Genomic DNA, 15,142 nt, shown 5'->3' with positions numbered 1-15,142 from the left:
GGAGCGCCTCATGCACCTGAAGCGACTGGCAGTGGCGCTCTTCCCCGCGGCGGCCCTGGCCGTGGCGGTGGGTTGTTTCTCCGACCCCGTCTACCCGGGAAACCAGGTGATGGGGACGTTCCGCTTCCAGGCGAAGCTGGACGCGGCGCGCACCACGTGTGACGCGGGCGCGCGAGACTTCGCGCAGTTGGACGACGCGGGCAGCTTCTACTTCGAGGGCACCTTCTCCCGCGACACGGACGCGGGCACGGGCTTCTTCACCGTGCAGGGGTTCTCGCGCGACGCGGGCTACACCGGCCAGAGCGTGTCCTCCACCCACCGCGCCATCGCGCGCCGCGACTCGTGCGGCACCGGCTGCGAGGACTCCGAAATCGAGGAGGCCATGAACGTCATGCTCCTGAGCGACAGCCAGGCGCGCAACGTGGCCCGCGACTGCAAGCGCCTGGACGGCGGCGTGCCGGAAGGTGACCTCCCCGCGCCCACGGAGAACGGCTACGACGTGTCGCTCGCGTGCGGCTCGCTCACGGACATCTTCCTGCCGGGCAAGGGAGCGAGCTGCAAATGCAACCCGGTCACCTGCACCACCGTGTACACGGTGAGCGGCGACCGCATCGACTGAAACACCCGGGGCCTGTTCCCGTCGTGTAACGTGCGCCGCCCCGAAGTGGAGGATGGAATGGCGAAGCGTGCGGTGGTGCTCCTGTCCGGAGGCCTGGACTCAACGACGTGCCTGGCGATGGCGAAGGCGGACGGCTTCGAGCCGGTGTGCCTGTCCATCGCCTACGGACAGCGCCACTCGGTGGAGCTGGAGCGGGCGAAGAAGGTCGCGGCCATCATGGGCGTGCGCGACGTGCGCGTGGTGACGGTGGACCTGCGGCAGGTGGGCGGCTCCGCCCTCACGGATGACATCCCGGTGCCCAAGGACCGCTCGGAGGACGACATGTCCCACGACGTCCCCGTCACCTACGTGCCCGCGCGCAACGCGCTGTTCCTCTCCATGGCGCTGGGCCTGGCGGAGGTGGTGGGCGCCACGGACCTCTACATCGGCGTCAACGCGGTGGACTACAGCGGCTATCCGGACTGCCGCCCGGAGTTCATCCGCTCCTTCGAGACCATGGCCCAGCTGGCCACCAAGGCGGGCGTGGAGGGCGCGACCTTCAAGGTGCACGCGCCGCTCTCCGGCCTCACCAAGGCGCAGATCATCCAGGCCGGCGTGAAGCTGGGCGTGGACTACGGGATGACGCACTCCTGCTACGACCCGGACGCCCAGGGCCGGGCGTGTGGCCGCTGCGACAGCTGCCTCCTGCGCGCCAAGGGCTTCCAGGAAGCGGGAGTGCCGGACCCCACCGTGTACACGGACGGGGTGCGCTGATGCGCGCCGCGGCGGGCCTCACGCTGTCCCTGGCGCTGCTCGGAGGCTCCCCTGTCCTCGCAGAGGATGCGAAGGCCGCGAAGCCGAAGCCCGCCGCGCCGAAGGTGGAGCTGGTGGACGCGACCACCGTCATCCCGGACCTGGTGCTGGACCTGCGCTACGCGACGAAGGACAACTTCCTCAAGCGGCAGGTGTATCCGGATGGCGCGCGGTGTCTGTTGTTGCCGGACTCGGTGAAGCGCCTGACGCAGGCCGCGGACGCGCTGCGCCCCCTGGGCTACCGGCTGAAGGTGTTCGACTGCTACCGGCCGCGCGCGGTGCAGTACGAGATGTGGAAGATTTTGCCGAAGCCCGGCTACGTGGCGGACCCGCGCAAGGGCTCCAACCACAACCGGGGTGGGGCGGTGGACCTGACCCTGGTGACGAAGGACGGGGCGGAGGTGGAGATGCCCACCCCCTTCGACGACTTCACCCCCGCGGCGCACCACGGCTACACCGGAGGCACCCCCGCCTCGCGCGAACACCGCGAGGTGCTGCGCAAGGCCATGGAGGGCGCCGGCTTCCAGCGCAACCGGATGGAGTGGTGGCATTACGACCTGCCCGGCGCTACGAAATTGCCGGTGCTGGACGTGCCCTTCACCCCCGCGGAGTGACGCCTGGCCGCCTGCTGGCCTTGTAGTTTCGCGCGTTTGCATCATGGACTGCGCGTATGTGGGCGCGCGCGGGGAGTGCCTGCTATTCCTGGCGTCCCATGAGTCAAACGCTCGCGGTCGGCCTGGAAAACACGCTCATTTCTCCGAACTCGGGAGCCGCCGCGCTGGCGCCCACGCTGGCGCCCGGTGGGTCCACGACCCAGCGGCGCAACACGGTGCTGCCGCGAGTGGAGTGGAAGGGCCAGCAGCCCAGCGTGGTGCCGCTGCAGCGCGAACGCTTTGAAGAAGTGCGCCCGCTGGGGCAGGGCGGCATGGGCGAGGTGGTGCTCATCCGCGACCACGACATCGAGCGGGAGGTCGCGCTCAAGCGGCTGCCTCCGGGCGCGGACCTGGACCGCGTGCTGCGCTTCGTGGAAGAGATCCGCACGGTGGGCATGCTGGACCACCCGAACATCGCGCCCGTGCACGACGTGGGCGTGGATGAGCAGGGCCGGTACTACTTCCTGATGAAGCACCTGAAGGGCGAGACGCTGGAGTCCATCATCGCCCGGCTGCGCCACTCGGAGCTGGACGCGCTGGTGCGCTATCCGTTCCAGGTGCGGGTGCAGATCTTCCTGGGCGTGCTGCACGCGGTGTCGTACGCGCACGGCAAGGGCTTCATCCACCGCGACATCAAGCCCGCGAACATCATGGTGGGCCCCTTCGGCGAGGTGACGGTGCTGGACTGGGGCCTCGCGCGCCGCGTGGGCGCGGCCTCCGACAGGGCCCTCCCGGCTGGCGCGCCCACGGACCTGCACTCGGCCCGGCCGCTGCACACGGAGCTGGGCTCCGTGGTGGGCACTCCGCTCTACATGTCCCCGGAGCAGGCGCGCGGCGAGCACGACACGATGGACGCGCGCAGCGACGTCTACAGCCTGTCCGTCCTCTTCCACGAACTCTTGTCGCTGTCGCACTACCTGGATGGCATCCAGTCGGTGCCGGACATCATGACGGCGGTGCAGAAGCGCACGCTGGACATGGGGTCCATGCACAAGAACAGCGCGCAGGGCCCGGTGCCCGCGGAGCTGATGTGGTTCGTGAAGAAGGGGATGAGCAAGGACCCCAAGGAGCGCTTCGAGTCCGTGGACGACATGGTGGCGCAGTTGCAGGCCGCGCTGGAGGGCCGCATCCACGTGCACTGCCAGCGCACGATGCTGAAGAAGACCCTGCACAAGGGCCTGCGCGCCGCGGACCGCAACCCCATGGCCCTCACGGCGGCGGGTCTGGTGGGCGCGGGCCTGGTCATCGCGTCGGCGGTGAACCTGGGCATGTCGCTCTTCGGCGCGATGCTGCACTGAGTTTCAAGGCAGGCTCGTAACTTCCGGGTGCGTCCGGGGTTGAATGCATCACCATGCGCGCCCTCCCTGTCTGGCCCCTGGTGGCCGTGTGCCTGTCGTGTGCGTCACGGTCGCAGGTCACGGCACCTGAAGCGCCTGCGCCCTTCGACGAGGCGCGCGCGGTGCACGTGCTGCAGCGGCTGGCGTACGGCCCCTCGGCGAGCGACCTGTCGGAGATGAAGCGGCTGGGCGTGGAAGGGTGGGTGGATGCCCAGCTCCAGCCCGCGTCTGGTGATGCGCTACCACCCGGGTTGAGCGCGAAACTCCAGGCGTTCCCCACGCTGGGCCTGTCGATGGCGCAACTCGTGGAGGACTATCCAAGGCCGCCCCCGGAGATGCCACGCGAGGAGAAGCGCGAGCGAGGCCCGGCGCGCGTCGTCTTCGAGCGTTCCTCGGCGAGGGTGCTGCGAGCAGTGGAGAGTCCGCGCCAGTTGGAGGAGGTGTTGGTGGACTTCTGGTTCAACCACTTCAACGTCTCCGAGGACAAAGGCGCGGTGAAGTGGCTGGCCACGTCCTACGAGCGCGACGCCATCCGGCCGCACGTCTTCGGCACGTTTCGGGAGCTGCTGGGCGCGACGGCGCACCACCCGGCGATGCTCTTCTATCTGGACAACTGGCGCAGCACGCGTGAGGGCCTGAGCCAGGAGGAGCTGCGCCACCCGCGCCGTTTCCGCCGCCAGGCCGCGATGATGGAGGACGCGGAGGGCGAAGAAGAGGCGAAGCCGAAGCTGGGCCTCAACGAGAACTACGCGCGCGAGCTGCTGGAGTTGCACACGCTGGGCGTGGACGGAGGCTACACGCAGGACGACGTGCGCGAGGTCGCGCGCTGCTTCACGGGCTGGAGCATCCGCCAGCCGAGGAAGGATCCGGGCTTCGTCTTCCGCAAGGTTGCGCACGACGCGGAGTCGAAGGTGGTGCTGGGTCAGGTGATTCCGGCGGGAGGAGGGGAGAAGGACGGGGAGCGGGTGCTGGACCTGCTGGCGAGTCATCCCGCGACAGCGCGCCACGTGGCGCGGAAGCTCGCGCAACGCTTCGTCGCGGACGAACCATCGCCGGAATTGGTGGAGCGAGTGGCGAAGGTGTTCCTCGACACGAAGGGGGATCTGCGCGCGGTGTATCGAGCCCTGTTCCAGTCGCCGGAGTTCCAGTCGCCACAGGCACGGGCCGCGAAGGTGAAGACGCCATTCGAGTACGTGGTGTCCGCGCTGCGAGCGACGAACGCGCAGGTGGAGGTGACGCCCCGCTTGCTGCGCCACCTGGCCCTGATGGGAGAACCGCTCTACCGGGCCCCCGCGCCCACCGGCTTCCCGGAGGTGGCGGAGCCCTGGGTGAACAGTGGAGCGCTGGTGGCGAGACTCAACTTCGGCTTGGACCTGGTGGGAGGCCGGCTGCCCGGAGCGCGTGTGTCATTGGACGCGTTCGCGCCGAAGCAGGCACCCTCGGCCGTTGAGTGGGTGGACGGCCTGGGGCAGGCGCTGCTGGGTGCGAAGCCGTCGGAGGAGACACGAGCCACCATCCTCGCGGCACTGGCGGAGAAGCGAGAGGCAGCGAGCGCCGTGGATGAAGCGCCACCCGTGGACGTGCCTCTCATCGCGGGGCTGCTGCTCGGCTCGCCGGAGTTCCAGAAACAATGACGACACGACTTTCCCGCAGGCAGCTCCTTCAAGCCCTGGGGATGGCGGGCGCGGGCCTCGTGCTGGCGCCGCCCTTCCTGTCCCGCGCCTGGGCCGCGAGTCCAGGCGATGCGCCCGCCCGTCGCGCACTGGTGACGGTGTTCCTGCGAGGCGGCGCGGACGGCCTGTCGTTGGTGCCACCCGTGGAGGATGACGCCTATCAGCGCGCACGGCCCACGCTCGCGCTCAAGTTCGAGGGCGAGCACGCCGCACTGAAGCTCAAGGGCCCCTTCGGTCTGCACCCCTCGCTCGGCGCCCTGATGCCCCTGTGGTCGGAAGGGAAGCTCGCGGTGCTCCCCGGCGTGGGGCTTCCTGTCACGCCACGTTCGCACTTCGACGCGCAGGACTTCATGGAGTCCGGCACGCCGGGCCGCAAGGCCACCGTGGACGGCTGGCTCAACCGAGCGCTCCTGGATGCGAAGGACGACGCACCCCTGCGCGCCGTGGCCCTGCAACCCACGTTGCCGCGAGCCCTCTACGGCAACGCGGGAGCCCTCGCGATGGGGCGGTTGGAGGACTTCCGGCTGCGCACCGGACGCCAGCATGGCGACGCGCGCCAGGGCTTCTCCGCGCTCTACTCCGGCGCGGTGGATCAAGCCCTGAAGGGCGCGGGCGCGGACGCCTTCGAGGCCATGTCGAAGCTGGACGGAGCCCGCCTCGCGAAGCTGCCCGTGTCGCCCGGTGTGACGTACCCGGGGACGCCGCTGTCCCGCCGTCTCCAGGACATCGCGCGCCTCATCAAGGGCGACGTGGGGCTGGAGGTCGCCGCGACGGAGATGGGCGGTTGGGACACGCACGTCGCCCAGGGCGTCACCCAGGGCGCGTTCGCGAGGCGCTGCGAGGAACTGGGCAACGCGCTGGCCGCGTTCGCGGCGGACCTGGGCCCGAAGCTCGACACCGTGACGGTGCTGGTGATGACGGAGTTCGGCCGCACCGTGAAGGAGAACGGCAATCAGGGCACCGACCACGGCGTGGGCGGCGTGATGTTCGCGCTGGGCGGCGGCGTGAAGGGTGGCGTGCACGGCCGCTTCGAATCCCTCACGGTGGACCGCCTCCAGGACGGCCGGGACGTGCCCTCCTGGACCGACGTTCGCGCCCCCCTGTCCGAGGCCCTCCGCGCCTGCCGCCCCGGCGTGGCCCTGGCGAAGGTGTTCCCCGGCTACCGGGAGGACAGCGCCCTTGGGATGTTCACCTGAACCGTGTCGCCTCGGACGCGCACGGTGTGATGGACTGGCGGCGTGCAACGCTTTCGCCGCCTCCTCATGGCCTTCGTCCTCGTCACTGGCATGCTGTACCTCGCGCTGTGCGCCCTTGCCTTCGCCGCGCAGCGCTCCCTCATCTACCCCGCGCCCCACACGGAGCCCGCGAACCTGCGCGACCAGCCGGGCTTCGGCGTGGTGCCGCTGGCCTCAGGCCTCAACGTGGACCGCTTCTATCTGCCCGCGCCTCCGGGAGCCCGCACCGTGGTGCACTTCCACGGCAACGGCGAGCAGCTCCTGTGGCAGCAGGGCCTGGGCCAGGCGCTCGGGGACGTGGGGTTGGGCTTCCTCGCGGTCGAGTACCCCGGCTACGGCGCGTCGCCGGGCAGTCCGTCCGAGGCGGGTCTGTACGCGTCCGCGGAGGCCGCGCTCCAGTTCCTCCGTGAGCAGGGCGTGAAGCCAGAGGACATCGTGCTCAGCGGGCGCAGCCTGGGCACCGGCGTCGCCGTGGAGATGGCCCGGCGCGGTTACGGTGCACGCATGGTGCTGGTGTCCCCGTACACGTCCATGGTCGCCATGGGCCAGCGCACCATGCCCTTCCTGCCAGTGTCGCTGCTGATGCGCGACCGCTACCAGTCGCTCGACAAGGCCAAGGACATCCCCATCCCCGTCCTCATCATCCATGGCGAGCAGGACGAAGTGGTCCCCGTGGACATGGGCCGCACGCTGGGCCAGCGCTTCCCGCACGCCCTCGTGGTGACCGTGCCAGGCGCGGGCCACAACGACGTGCTGGAGCGGGAGGGTCAGCAGGATCTCGCGCGGCTGGCCAAGTTCGCGCTCGACGGGACCTGAGCGGCCCGGCAGGACGCATGACGTCCTGCGTTGCGTTCCCTTGCGCCTACCGGTGAGCGCCGGATTATGCTCGGTGTCATCAACGCGATGTTTCATCGCGTCCTCAAGCTCCCCCGAGGGATGGATGAGCATCGACCCGGCCCCCGCCGCGACCCTGTCCGAAGCGGCCCGTGAAATCGTCGAAGTGGGCCGCTTCCTCAGCGTGCGCAACTTCGTGCCCGCCACCAGCGGCAACTTCTCCCGCAGGCTGGATGCCCGCACCGCCGCCGTCACCCGCTCCGGCGTGGACAAGGGCGAACTGGTGGAGGCGGACATCCTGGTCGCGGACATCCACGCGCCGCCGCCCAAGGGCTCGTCCGCGGAGACGCCCCTTCACCTGCAGCTGTACAGAGACCGGCCGGAGGCGCAGGCCGTGCTGCACACGCACTCCGTGGTGGCCGCGCTCCTGTCGAACCTGCGGCTGCCGGAAGGCGAGCTGGTCCTCCAGGACTTCGAGCTGCTCAAGGCCCTGGGCGACACGCGCACGCACGAGACGGCGGTGTCCATCCCCATTTTCCCCAACGACCAGGACATCCCCCGGCTCGCGGACAAGGTGACCGCGATGCTCGAGAAACGCACGGACCTGGTCGCGTATCTCATTGCCGGCCACGGGCTTTACACCTGGGGCCGGAGCATGGCCGAGGCCCGCCGCCACGTGGTGGCGCTGGAACACCTGCTGACGTACGAACTCGAGAAGATGAAGGTGCGGCGATGAGCAAGCTGATTGTCTACAACGACCACCAGCCGGAGGCGCCGCTGGGCGTCTTCACCGAACCCGAGGACATCCGTCGCGAGCTGAAGCCCGCGGGCGTGCGCTTCGAGCGCGTGGACGCGTCCGTGGACCTGCCGGACGGCGCGGGCCAGGAAGAGGTCCTCGCGGCCTACAAGCACGTGGTGGACGCGGAGATGAAGGCCCACGGCTACAACACCGTGGACGTGGCGCGCATCAAGCCGGACGCGCCCAACGTGGAGGCCGCCCGCGCGAAGTTCCTCTCCGAGCACGCCCACACGGAGGACGAGTCGCGCATCATGGTGGAGGGCAGCGGCTGCTTCTACCTGCACGCGGGCGACAAGGTCTTCCAGGTGGAGTGCACGCGAGGCGACCTCATCAGCGTGCCGGAAGGCATGAAGCACTGGTTCGACATGGGCGCCGCGCCCCGGTTCGCCGCCATCCGCTTCTTCATCCGCCCGGACGGCTGGGTGGGCCACTTCACCGGCGAGACCATCGCCGAGCGCTTCCCGAAGTACGCGCCGTGAGTGCTCCCAAGGCAGTCGTCACGGACATCGAAGGCACCACCAGCTCCATCGCCTTCGTGAAGGACGTCCTCTTCCCCTTCGCCCGGAAGCACCTGGCGGAGTACATCGCCACGCACGGGCAGCAGGCCGCCGTGCGCCAGTGCCTGTCCGACGCCCGCACGCTCGCGGGCGAGCCCGGCCTGGACGAGGTGGGCACCGTCGCGCTGCTCCAGCGCTGGTTGAACGTGGACCGCAAGGCCACGCCGCTCAAGACGCTCCAGGGGCTCATCTGGGAGGAGGGCTACGCGCGCGGCGAAATCAAGGGCCACGTCCACGCGGACGCGGCCCGGGCCCTGCGTGAATGGCACGCGAAGGGGATGCGCCTGTATGTCTATTCCTCCGGCAGCATCGCCGCGCAGAAGCTGATTTTTGGCTACAGCGTGGAGGGGGACCTGACGCCGGTGTTCTCCGGCTACTTCGACACCACCACTGGACCCAAGGTGGAGGCGGCGTCGTACACGAAGATTGCCCAGGCGCTGGAGCTGCCGCCCAACGACATCCTGTTCCTCTCCGACAACACGGCGGAACTGGACGCGGCGAAGCAGGCGGGCCTGCGCACCGCGGCCCTGGACCGGGGCGAGGTGGCCCTGCCGCCGGGCCATGGGCACCCGGTGTTCCACGACTTCACGTCGCTCGACCCGTTCGCGCACGTGTCTTGAATTGATTCCTCATCCCGAGCCTTCCCGGAGCGGAGCCTCCCCCATGTCGAGTTCCAACAAGCCCGTGCTGGGCATCATCGGCGGCAGCGGCCTGTATCAGATTGACGGCCTGACGGATGTCTCGTGGCGCCGGGTGTCGTCGCCGTTCGGTGAGACGTCGGACGAGTTCTGCTTCGGGCGCATCGGCGACCAGCCGGTGGTGTTCCTGCCGCGCCACGGGCGTGGGCACAAGATTCCGCCGTCGGAGCTGAACTTCCGCGCGAACATCGACGCGCTCAAGCGCAGCGGCGTGACGGACATCCTCTCCGTCTCCGCGGTGGGCAGCCTGCGGGAGGATTTGCCGCCGGGCACCTTCGTGGTGGTGGACCAGTTCGTGGACCGCACCTTCGCGCGCGTGAAGAGCTTCTTCTCGCAGGGGCTGGTGGCGCACGTGTCCATGGCGAAGCCCACGTGCTCGCGCCTGGGCGACGCGGTGATGGCCGCGTGCGAGGGCCTGGACATCAAAATCGTGCGCGGTGGCACGTACCTGGTGATGGAGGGCCCGCAGTTCTCCACGCTGGCGGAGAGCAAGATGTACCGGCAGTGGGGCTGCGATGTGATTGGCATGACCAACATGCCGGAGGCCAAGCTCGCCCGTGAGGCGGAGATCTGCTACGCGAGCGTTTCGATGGTCACGGATTACGACTGCTGGCATCCGGACCACGACGCGGTGACGGTGGATCAGGTGATCGCGGTGCTGCTGGGCAACGCGGGCAAGGCGCGCGGGCTGGTGAAGAACATCGCGCCGCTCGTGAGCCAGCACTCCACCCCGTGCCACGCCGGCTGCCAGACGGCGCTGGAGCACGCCATCATGACGTCGCCCGACGCGCGCGACCCGGCCATGGTGGAGAAGCTCTCCGCGGTGGCGGGCCGCGTCCTCAAGCGCTGAACGGCCGAACAAGGAAGACACGGCGATGAAAGTCCAAGGCGTTCCGATGCGCTCCATCTGGGTCGAGTCCGACGGCTGGAGCGTCGGCGTCATCGACCAGACGCGCCTGCCGCACGCGTTCGTGAAGGTGAAGCTGTCCACGGCGGACGAAGCGGGCCATGCCATCCGCAGCATGCTGGTGCGCGGCGCGCCGCTCATCGGCGCCACGGCGGCGTACGGCGTGTGTCTGGCCATGCGGCAGGACGCGTCCGACGGCGCGCTGGAGAAGGCGCTGACCATGCTCCGGGCCACGCGGCCCACGGCGGTGAACCTGCACTGGGCGCTGGATGGGATGCGCCAGGTGCTCGCGCCGCTGAAGCCGTCCGAGCGCGTGGAGGCCGCGTACCGGCAGGCGGCGGCGCTGTGCGACGAGGACGTGGCCATCAACCGCGCCATCGGCGAGCACGCGCTGAAGCTGTTCCAGGAGGCGTGGGACAAGAAGGGCCGCAAGGGACGGCTCAACGTGCTCACGCACTGCAACGCCGGCTGGCTGGCCACGGTGGACTGGGGCACGGCGCTGGCGCCCATGTACCTGGCGCACGACGCGGGCATCCCCCTGCACGTCTGGGTGGACGAAACGCGTCCGCGCAACCAGGGCGCGGTGCTGACGGCGTGGGAGCTGGGACAGCACGGCGTCCCGCACACGGTCATCGCGGACAACGTCGGTGGGCACCTGATGCAGCACGGGGAAGTAGACCTGTGCATCGTCGGCACGGACCGCACGACGGCGCGCGGGGACGTGGCGAACAAGATTGGCACGTACCTGAAGGCGCTGGCCGCGAAGGACAACGGCGTGCCGTTCTACGTGGCGCTGCCGTCGCCCACCATCGACTGGACCATCCAGGATGGCGTGAAGGAGATCCCCATCGAGCAGCGCGACGGTGCGGAGCTCAGTGACGTCACGGGCCGGCTGCCTTCGGGAGACATCGCCACGGTGAGGATTACGCCTCCGGGGAGCCCCGCCGCGAACTACGCGTTCGACGTGACGCCCGCGCGGCTGGTGACGGCGCTCGTCACGGAGCGCGGCGTGTGTCCCGCGACGGAGGAGGGGATGCTGTCCCTCTTCCCGGAGCGGCGCGCTCAGCGGAGCCCCGCGAAGTGAGCGGGGCGGGGGGCCACCAGGCACTGCGCGAGGCGATGGTGGCCACCTCGCGGCGGATGAACACCTCCGGGCTGAACCAGGGCACGTCCGGCAACCTGAGCCAGCGGGTGGAGGGCGGCTTCCTCCTCACGCCGTCCGGGATGAACTACGAGACGATGACGCCGGAGGACCTGGTCCTCATGCGCTTCGACGGCTCGCACGAGGGTCACCGCAAGCCGTCCACCGAGTGGCAGCTGCACCGGGACATCCTCCAGGCGAGGCCGGAGGTGGGCGCGGTGCTGCACACGCACAGCATGTTCAGCACCACGCTGGCCTGCCTGCGCCGGGGCATCCCCGCCTTCCACTACATGGTGTCCGCGGCGGGCGGCACGGACATCCGGTGCGCCGAGTACGCCACCTTCGGCACGCCGGAACTGGCGAGGCACATGATGGTGGCCCTGGAGGGCCGCAAGGCGTGTCTGCTGGCCAACCACGGAATGGTCGCCGTGGGCATGGACCTGGCAGCGGCCTGGAAGCTGGCGGTGGAGGTGGAGACGCTGGCGGCCATGTATTGGCGCGCGCTCCAACTGGGCGAGCCCGTGGTGCTGGACGACGCGGAAATGGAGCGTGTGTTCCAGCAATTCCGGGGGTATGGCCAGTAGGCGTCGCTCCGCGCACATGTTCCTGCATGATTCTTGGGGTCCCTGCCTCTAAGTCGGACAGGGGGGAGGCGGCTGGGTCAGCCTCGGTCTCCAGGAGGAGTCGGCATGCGGTGGGTTCTCGGGTGCATGGTGATGATGGCACTGGGGTGTGCCTCGCTCATGCCGGTGGGGCGGGAACCCTCGGATCCGCGGCTGAAGGACGCGCTCCAGGCCTACGAGCAGTCCGCGACGCTCTACGAGGAGGGTCGGTACGCGGAGGCCGTGGCGCCCGGTGAGCACGCCCTGGCGCTGCGGGAGGCCGTGCTCGGGGACTCGCATCCGGACGTCGCCTACTGCCTGAGCCTGCTGGGGGAGGTGTACCGCCTCCAGGGAGACTTCGCCCGGGCGGGCGTCGTTCACGAGCGCGCGCTGGCCATCCGGGAAGCGGTGGTGAACGACGACGCGGTGAAGGCCGTCACGGTGGCCAGGCTGCTCGGCTTCGCCGCCTCGCCCGCCATGGAGACGGACCGTCAGGCCGGGGGCTTCTACGACCATGGGCACGCGATGTCCCGGCGGACGAACAACCTGTTCAGCCTGGACAAGCGTCGCCGCATGGGGGCGTTCGCCAGCCAGGAGGTGACCCTCAGCGAGAACCAGTCCGCCTTCGCCGAGTCCCTCAACAATCTGGCCAACCTCTACCAACAACAGGGGCTCTACAGCCGCGCGGAGCCGCTCTACTCGCGCGCGTTGGATTTGCGGGAGACCGTGCTCGGCAAGCATCACCTCACCGTCTCGGACTCGCTCAACAACCTGGCGCTGCTCTACCGGGAGCAGGGGCTGTATGTCCGTGCGGAGCCGCTCTACGTGCGGGCGCTCGCCCTGCGCGAGTCGGCGCTGGGCAAGGAGGATCCGCTGGTCGCGGACTCGCTCGACACGCTGGCCACGCTCTACCAGGACCAGGGGCAGTACGGCCGGGCGGAGCCGCTGGGCCTGCGCGCGCTCTCCATCCGGGAGGAGGCGCTGGGCAAGAAGCATCCGTTGGTCGCGGACTCGCTCAACAACCTGGCCAATCTCTATCAGGACCAGGGGCTGTACGACCGGGCGGAGCCGCTCTACGCGCGGGCGCTGGCCATCCGGGAGGCGGCGACGGACGGCAGCCCTTCGGACCTGGCCGCCGCGCTCAACAACCTGGCCACGCTCTACCAGGCGCAGGGGAAGTACAGCCAGGCGGAGCCGCTCTACGCGCGGGCGCTGGCCATCTGGGAGAAGGCGTTCGGAACGCACCATCCGCACGTCGCGGCGTCGCTCAACAACCTGGCCACGCTGTACCGGAAGCAGGGGAAGTACAGCCAGGCGGAGCCGCTCTACGCGCGCGCGCTGGCCATCTGGGAGGAGGTTCTCGGCAAGAGGCATCCGGACGTCGCGGGGTCGCTCAACAACCTGGCCACGCTCTACCGGGACCAGGGGAAATACAGCCAGGCGGAGCCGCTCTACGAGCGCGCGCTGGCGATTCGCGAAGCCGTGCTGGGCCGGAATCATCCGGACCTCGCTGCGTCGCTCAACAACCTGGCGCTCCTGCGTCTGGCGCAGGACCGCCTGGACGACGCGGTGCCCTTGTTCACGCGCGCCTTCGGAGTCTCCGAGCAGCGCCTGCGTCGCGAGGCGCTCGAGTTCTCCGAGGCGCGGCTGGCCAGCTTCCTCCAGCACCTGCGCGCGGACGAGGAGCAGCTCTACGCGCTCGTGCGAGCGCACCCGGACTCCGCCCACGTCCGGCGTCTGGCATTGAGCGCCGCGCTGCTGCTCAAGGGCCGCTCCGTGGAGGAAACGGCGGACATCTCCCGAGCGGTCTACCGGAGCCTGGGCGCGGAGGAGCGAGGCACCTTCGAGCAGCTGCGCAAGCTGCGAACCCAGCTGGCCAGTCTCTCGCTGCACGGGCCCGGGGCGCTCACACCGTCCTCCTATCAGCGACAGCTCACGGCGCTGACCGAGCAGGGCGATGCATTGGAGGCGACGCTCGCCAGCCGTTCCGCGCCGCTGCGCGCGTTGTCCGCGCTGCCCGCGCCGGATGACATCGTCGACCGTGTCGCGGGAGCCCTGCCGGACGATGGTGCCCTCGTGGAGTTCATCACCTACGAGGACCGTCCCCTCGTGTTGGGAAGGGGCACGGCCCAGCTCCGCTGTCTGGCGTTGGTGCTGCTGCCCGACGGGAACATCCGCGCGTTGGACCTGGGGCCCGCGGCGCCCATCGAAGCCGCGGCCTCCAGCCTGCGAGACGCGCTGGCTCGCCGGGACGCGGCCTTCGAGGACTCCGCCCACGCGCTCTACCGGCTCGCGTTCCAGCCGCTGCTCCCGCTGTTGGGGAAGGCCCGCCGTCTCTTCCTCTCACCGGATGGTCAGCTGGCGCTGGTGCCCTTCGCGGCGCTGCACGACGGGCGGCGGTACCTGGTGGACAGCTACGACTTCACCTACGTGACGTCCGGCAAGGACCTGTTGCCCCGGCCCCAGCAGCGGAGGCCGGCGTCCTCGGTGGTGGTGCTGGCGGATCCCGCGTTCAACACGGGGCTCCAGGCGTCCCCGATCCCCGCGGGAGGCGCGTCCGTGGTGGCGGAGCGTTCGCCTTCGCTGCGGCGTGAGGACCTGGTGGCGAGGGATTGGGCACCGGTGCCGTTGCCGGGCTCGCGCGAGGAGGCGGAGGCCATCCAGCGCCTGTTCCCGCAGGCGCAGCTGTTCCTGGGGCCGAAGGCGACCAAGGAGCGGCTGCTGCACCTGAGCACACCGGGCATCCTGCACCTGGCGACCCACGGCTTCTTCCTGGAGGACGCCGCCGCGCCGGAGAACGCGCGAGCCGTCGCGACCTTCGGAGCGCTGGGCGAGGATCCGCAGGCCGCGCGCCCGCCGGATCCGCTGCTGCGCTCCGGCCTGCTGCTCGCGGGGGAGACGGAGAAGAATGCTTCCGACAGCGCGCTGGTGACGGCGCTGGAGCTGGCGGGCCTGGACCTGTGGGGCACGCAGCTGGTGGTCCTGTCCGCGTGTGACACCGGCCGGGGCGCGGTCCGACGAGGCCAGGGCGTCTACGGCCTGCGCCGGGCCTTCCTGGTGGCGGGTGCGGAGACGGTGGTGATGAGTCTCTGGAAGGTGGACGACGCGACGACGCGTACGTTGATGGAGACCTACTATCGCCACCTGCTCGGTGGTGAGGGCCTGGCCACGGCGCTGCGCGAAGCGATGCGGGAGCTGCGCAGGGCGCAGCCCCATCCGCACTACTGGGCGCCCTTCATCGCCATGGGGCGGGACACGCCGCTGCGACTGCTCGACGCAGGCGCGCGGCCCTGAC

14 protein-coding genes are annotated in these 15,142 nt (G+C 69.9%); all 14 read left to right on the top strand.

Going from position 1 to position 15,142, the window contains the following annotated elements:
* The first annotated feature begins 10 nt into the window (after positions 1 to 10).
* The 14 genes from GTZ93_RS20345 (at position 11) to GTZ93_RS20280 (ending at position 15,141) form a co-directional block, all read left to right on the top strand.
* Positions 11 to 619: a hypothetical protein gene (locus GTZ93_RS20345; protein ID WP_121776503.1), complete on the top strand. Its 609-nt coding sequence runs from the start codon at positions 11 to 13 to the stop codon at positions 617 to 619.
* 57 nt (positions 620 to 676) lie between these two features.
* On the top strand, positions 677 to 1,372 hold the full coding sequence (gene queC / locus GTZ93_RS20340; RefSeq protein WP_120574538.1) for a 7-cyano-7-deazaguanine synthase QueC: 696 nt from the start codon (positions 677 to 679) through the stop codon (positions 1,370 to 1,372).
* A complete protein-coding gene (ddpX, locus tag GTZ93_RS20335; protein WP_139915711.1) occupies positions 1,372 to 2,025 on the top strand; it encodes a D-alanyl-D-alanine dipeptidase in 654 nt (217 codons plus the stop codon). The genes queC and ddpX overlap by 1 nt, the downstream gene beginning before the upstream one ends.
* A gap of 98 nt (positions 2,026 to 2,123) precedes the next feature.
* Positions 2,124 to 3,362, top strand: coding sequence for a serine/threonine protein kinase (locus GTZ93_RS20330; protein ID WP_139915712.1), 1,239 nt, complete (start codon positions 2,124 to 2,126; stop codon positions 3,360 to 3,362).
* A 53-nt stretch (positions 3,363 to 3,415) separates the two neighbouring features.
* The gene (locus tag GTZ93_RS20325) at positions 3,416 to 5,035 is read left to right on the top strand and encodes a DUF1800 domain-containing protein (protein WP_139915713.1); all 1,620 of its coding nucleotides are present in this window, start codon (positions 3,416 to 3,418) and stop codon (positions 5,033 to 5,035) included.
* Complete coding sequence (locus tag GTZ93_RS20320) at positions 5,032 to 6,270, top strand: DUF1501 domain-containing protein (protein ID WP_139915714.1); 1,239 nt, start codon at positions 5,032 to 5,034, stop codon at positions 6,268 to 6,270. The genes GTZ93_RS20325 and GTZ93_RS20320 overlap by 4 nt, the downstream gene beginning before the upstream one ends.
* 42 nt (positions 6,271 to 6,312) lie before the next feature.
* Complete coding sequence (locus GTZ93_RS20315) at positions 6,313 to 7,125, top strand: alpha/beta hydrolase (RefSeq protein ID WP_120574541.1); 813 nt, start codon at positions 6,313 to 6,315, stop codon at positions 7,123 to 7,125.
* A gap of 124 nt (positions 7,126 to 7,249) precedes the next feature.
* Positions 7,250 to 7,879 (top strand): methylthioribulose 1-phosphate dehydratase, encoded by a 630-nt coding sequence (locus tag GTZ93_RS20310; RefSeq protein WP_139915715.1) that lies wholly within the window; start codon positions 7,250 to 7,252, stop codon positions 7,877 to 7,879.
* Positions 7,876 to 8,421 (top strand): 1,2-dihydroxy-3-keto-5-methylthiopentene dioxygenase, encoded by a 546-nt coding sequence (locus GTZ93_RS20305; RefSeq protein WP_120574542.1) that lies wholly within the window; start codon positions 7,876 to 7,878, stop codon positions 8,419 to 8,421. Before GTZ93_RS20310 ends, GTZ93_RS20305 begins: the two co-directional genes overlap by 4 nt.
* The gene (gene mtnC / locus GTZ93_RS20300; protein WP_139915716.1) at positions 8,418 to 9,119 is read left to right on the top strand and encodes an acireductone synthase; all 702 of its coding nucleotides are present in this window, start codon (positions 8,418 to 8,420) and stop codon (positions 9,117 to 9,119) included. The genes GTZ93_RS20305 and mtnC overlap by 4 nt, the downstream gene beginning before the upstream one ends.
* A gap of 43 nt (positions 9,120 to 9,162) precedes the next feature.
* Complete coding sequence (locus GTZ93_RS20295) at positions 9,163 to 10,047, top strand: S-methyl-5'-thioadenosine phosphorylase (protein WP_139915717.1); 885 nt, start codon at positions 9,163 to 9,165, stop codon at positions 10,045 to 10,047.
* 25 nt (positions 10,048 to 10,072) lie between these two features.
* Positions 10,073 to 11,188, top strand: a complete 1,116-nt coding sequence (mtnA, locus tag GTZ93_RS20290; protein WP_120593590.1) for an S-methyl-5-thioribose-1-phosphate isomerase — start codon at positions 10,073 to 10,075, stop codon at positions 11,186 to 11,188.
* The gene (locus GTZ93_RS20285) at positions 11,185 to 11,829 is read left to right on the top strand and encodes a class II aldolase/adducin family protein (RefSeq protein ID WP_139915718.1); all 645 of its coding nucleotides are present in this window, start codon (positions 11,185 to 11,187) and stop codon (positions 11,827 to 11,829) included. Before mtnA ends, GTZ93_RS20285 begins: the two co-directional genes overlap by 4 nt.
* Positions 11,830 to 11,934: 105 nt before the next feature.
* On the top strand, positions 11,935 to 15,141 hold the full coding sequence (locus GTZ93_RS20280; protein ID WP_139915719.1) for a CHAT domain-containing tetratricopeptide repeat protein: 3,207 nt from the start codon (positions 11,935 to 11,937) through the stop codon (positions 15,139 to 15,141).
* Position 15,142: the final 1 nt, after the last annotated feature.

Source organism: Corallococcus exiguus (assembly GCF_009909105.1).
GTDB lineage: Bacteria > Myxococcota > Myxococcia > Myxococcales > Myxococcaceae > Corallococcus > Corallococcus exiguus.
The sequence above is the reverse complement of the archived record's forward strand: the minus strand, read 5'-3'. Positions and strand labels throughout refer to the sequence as shown.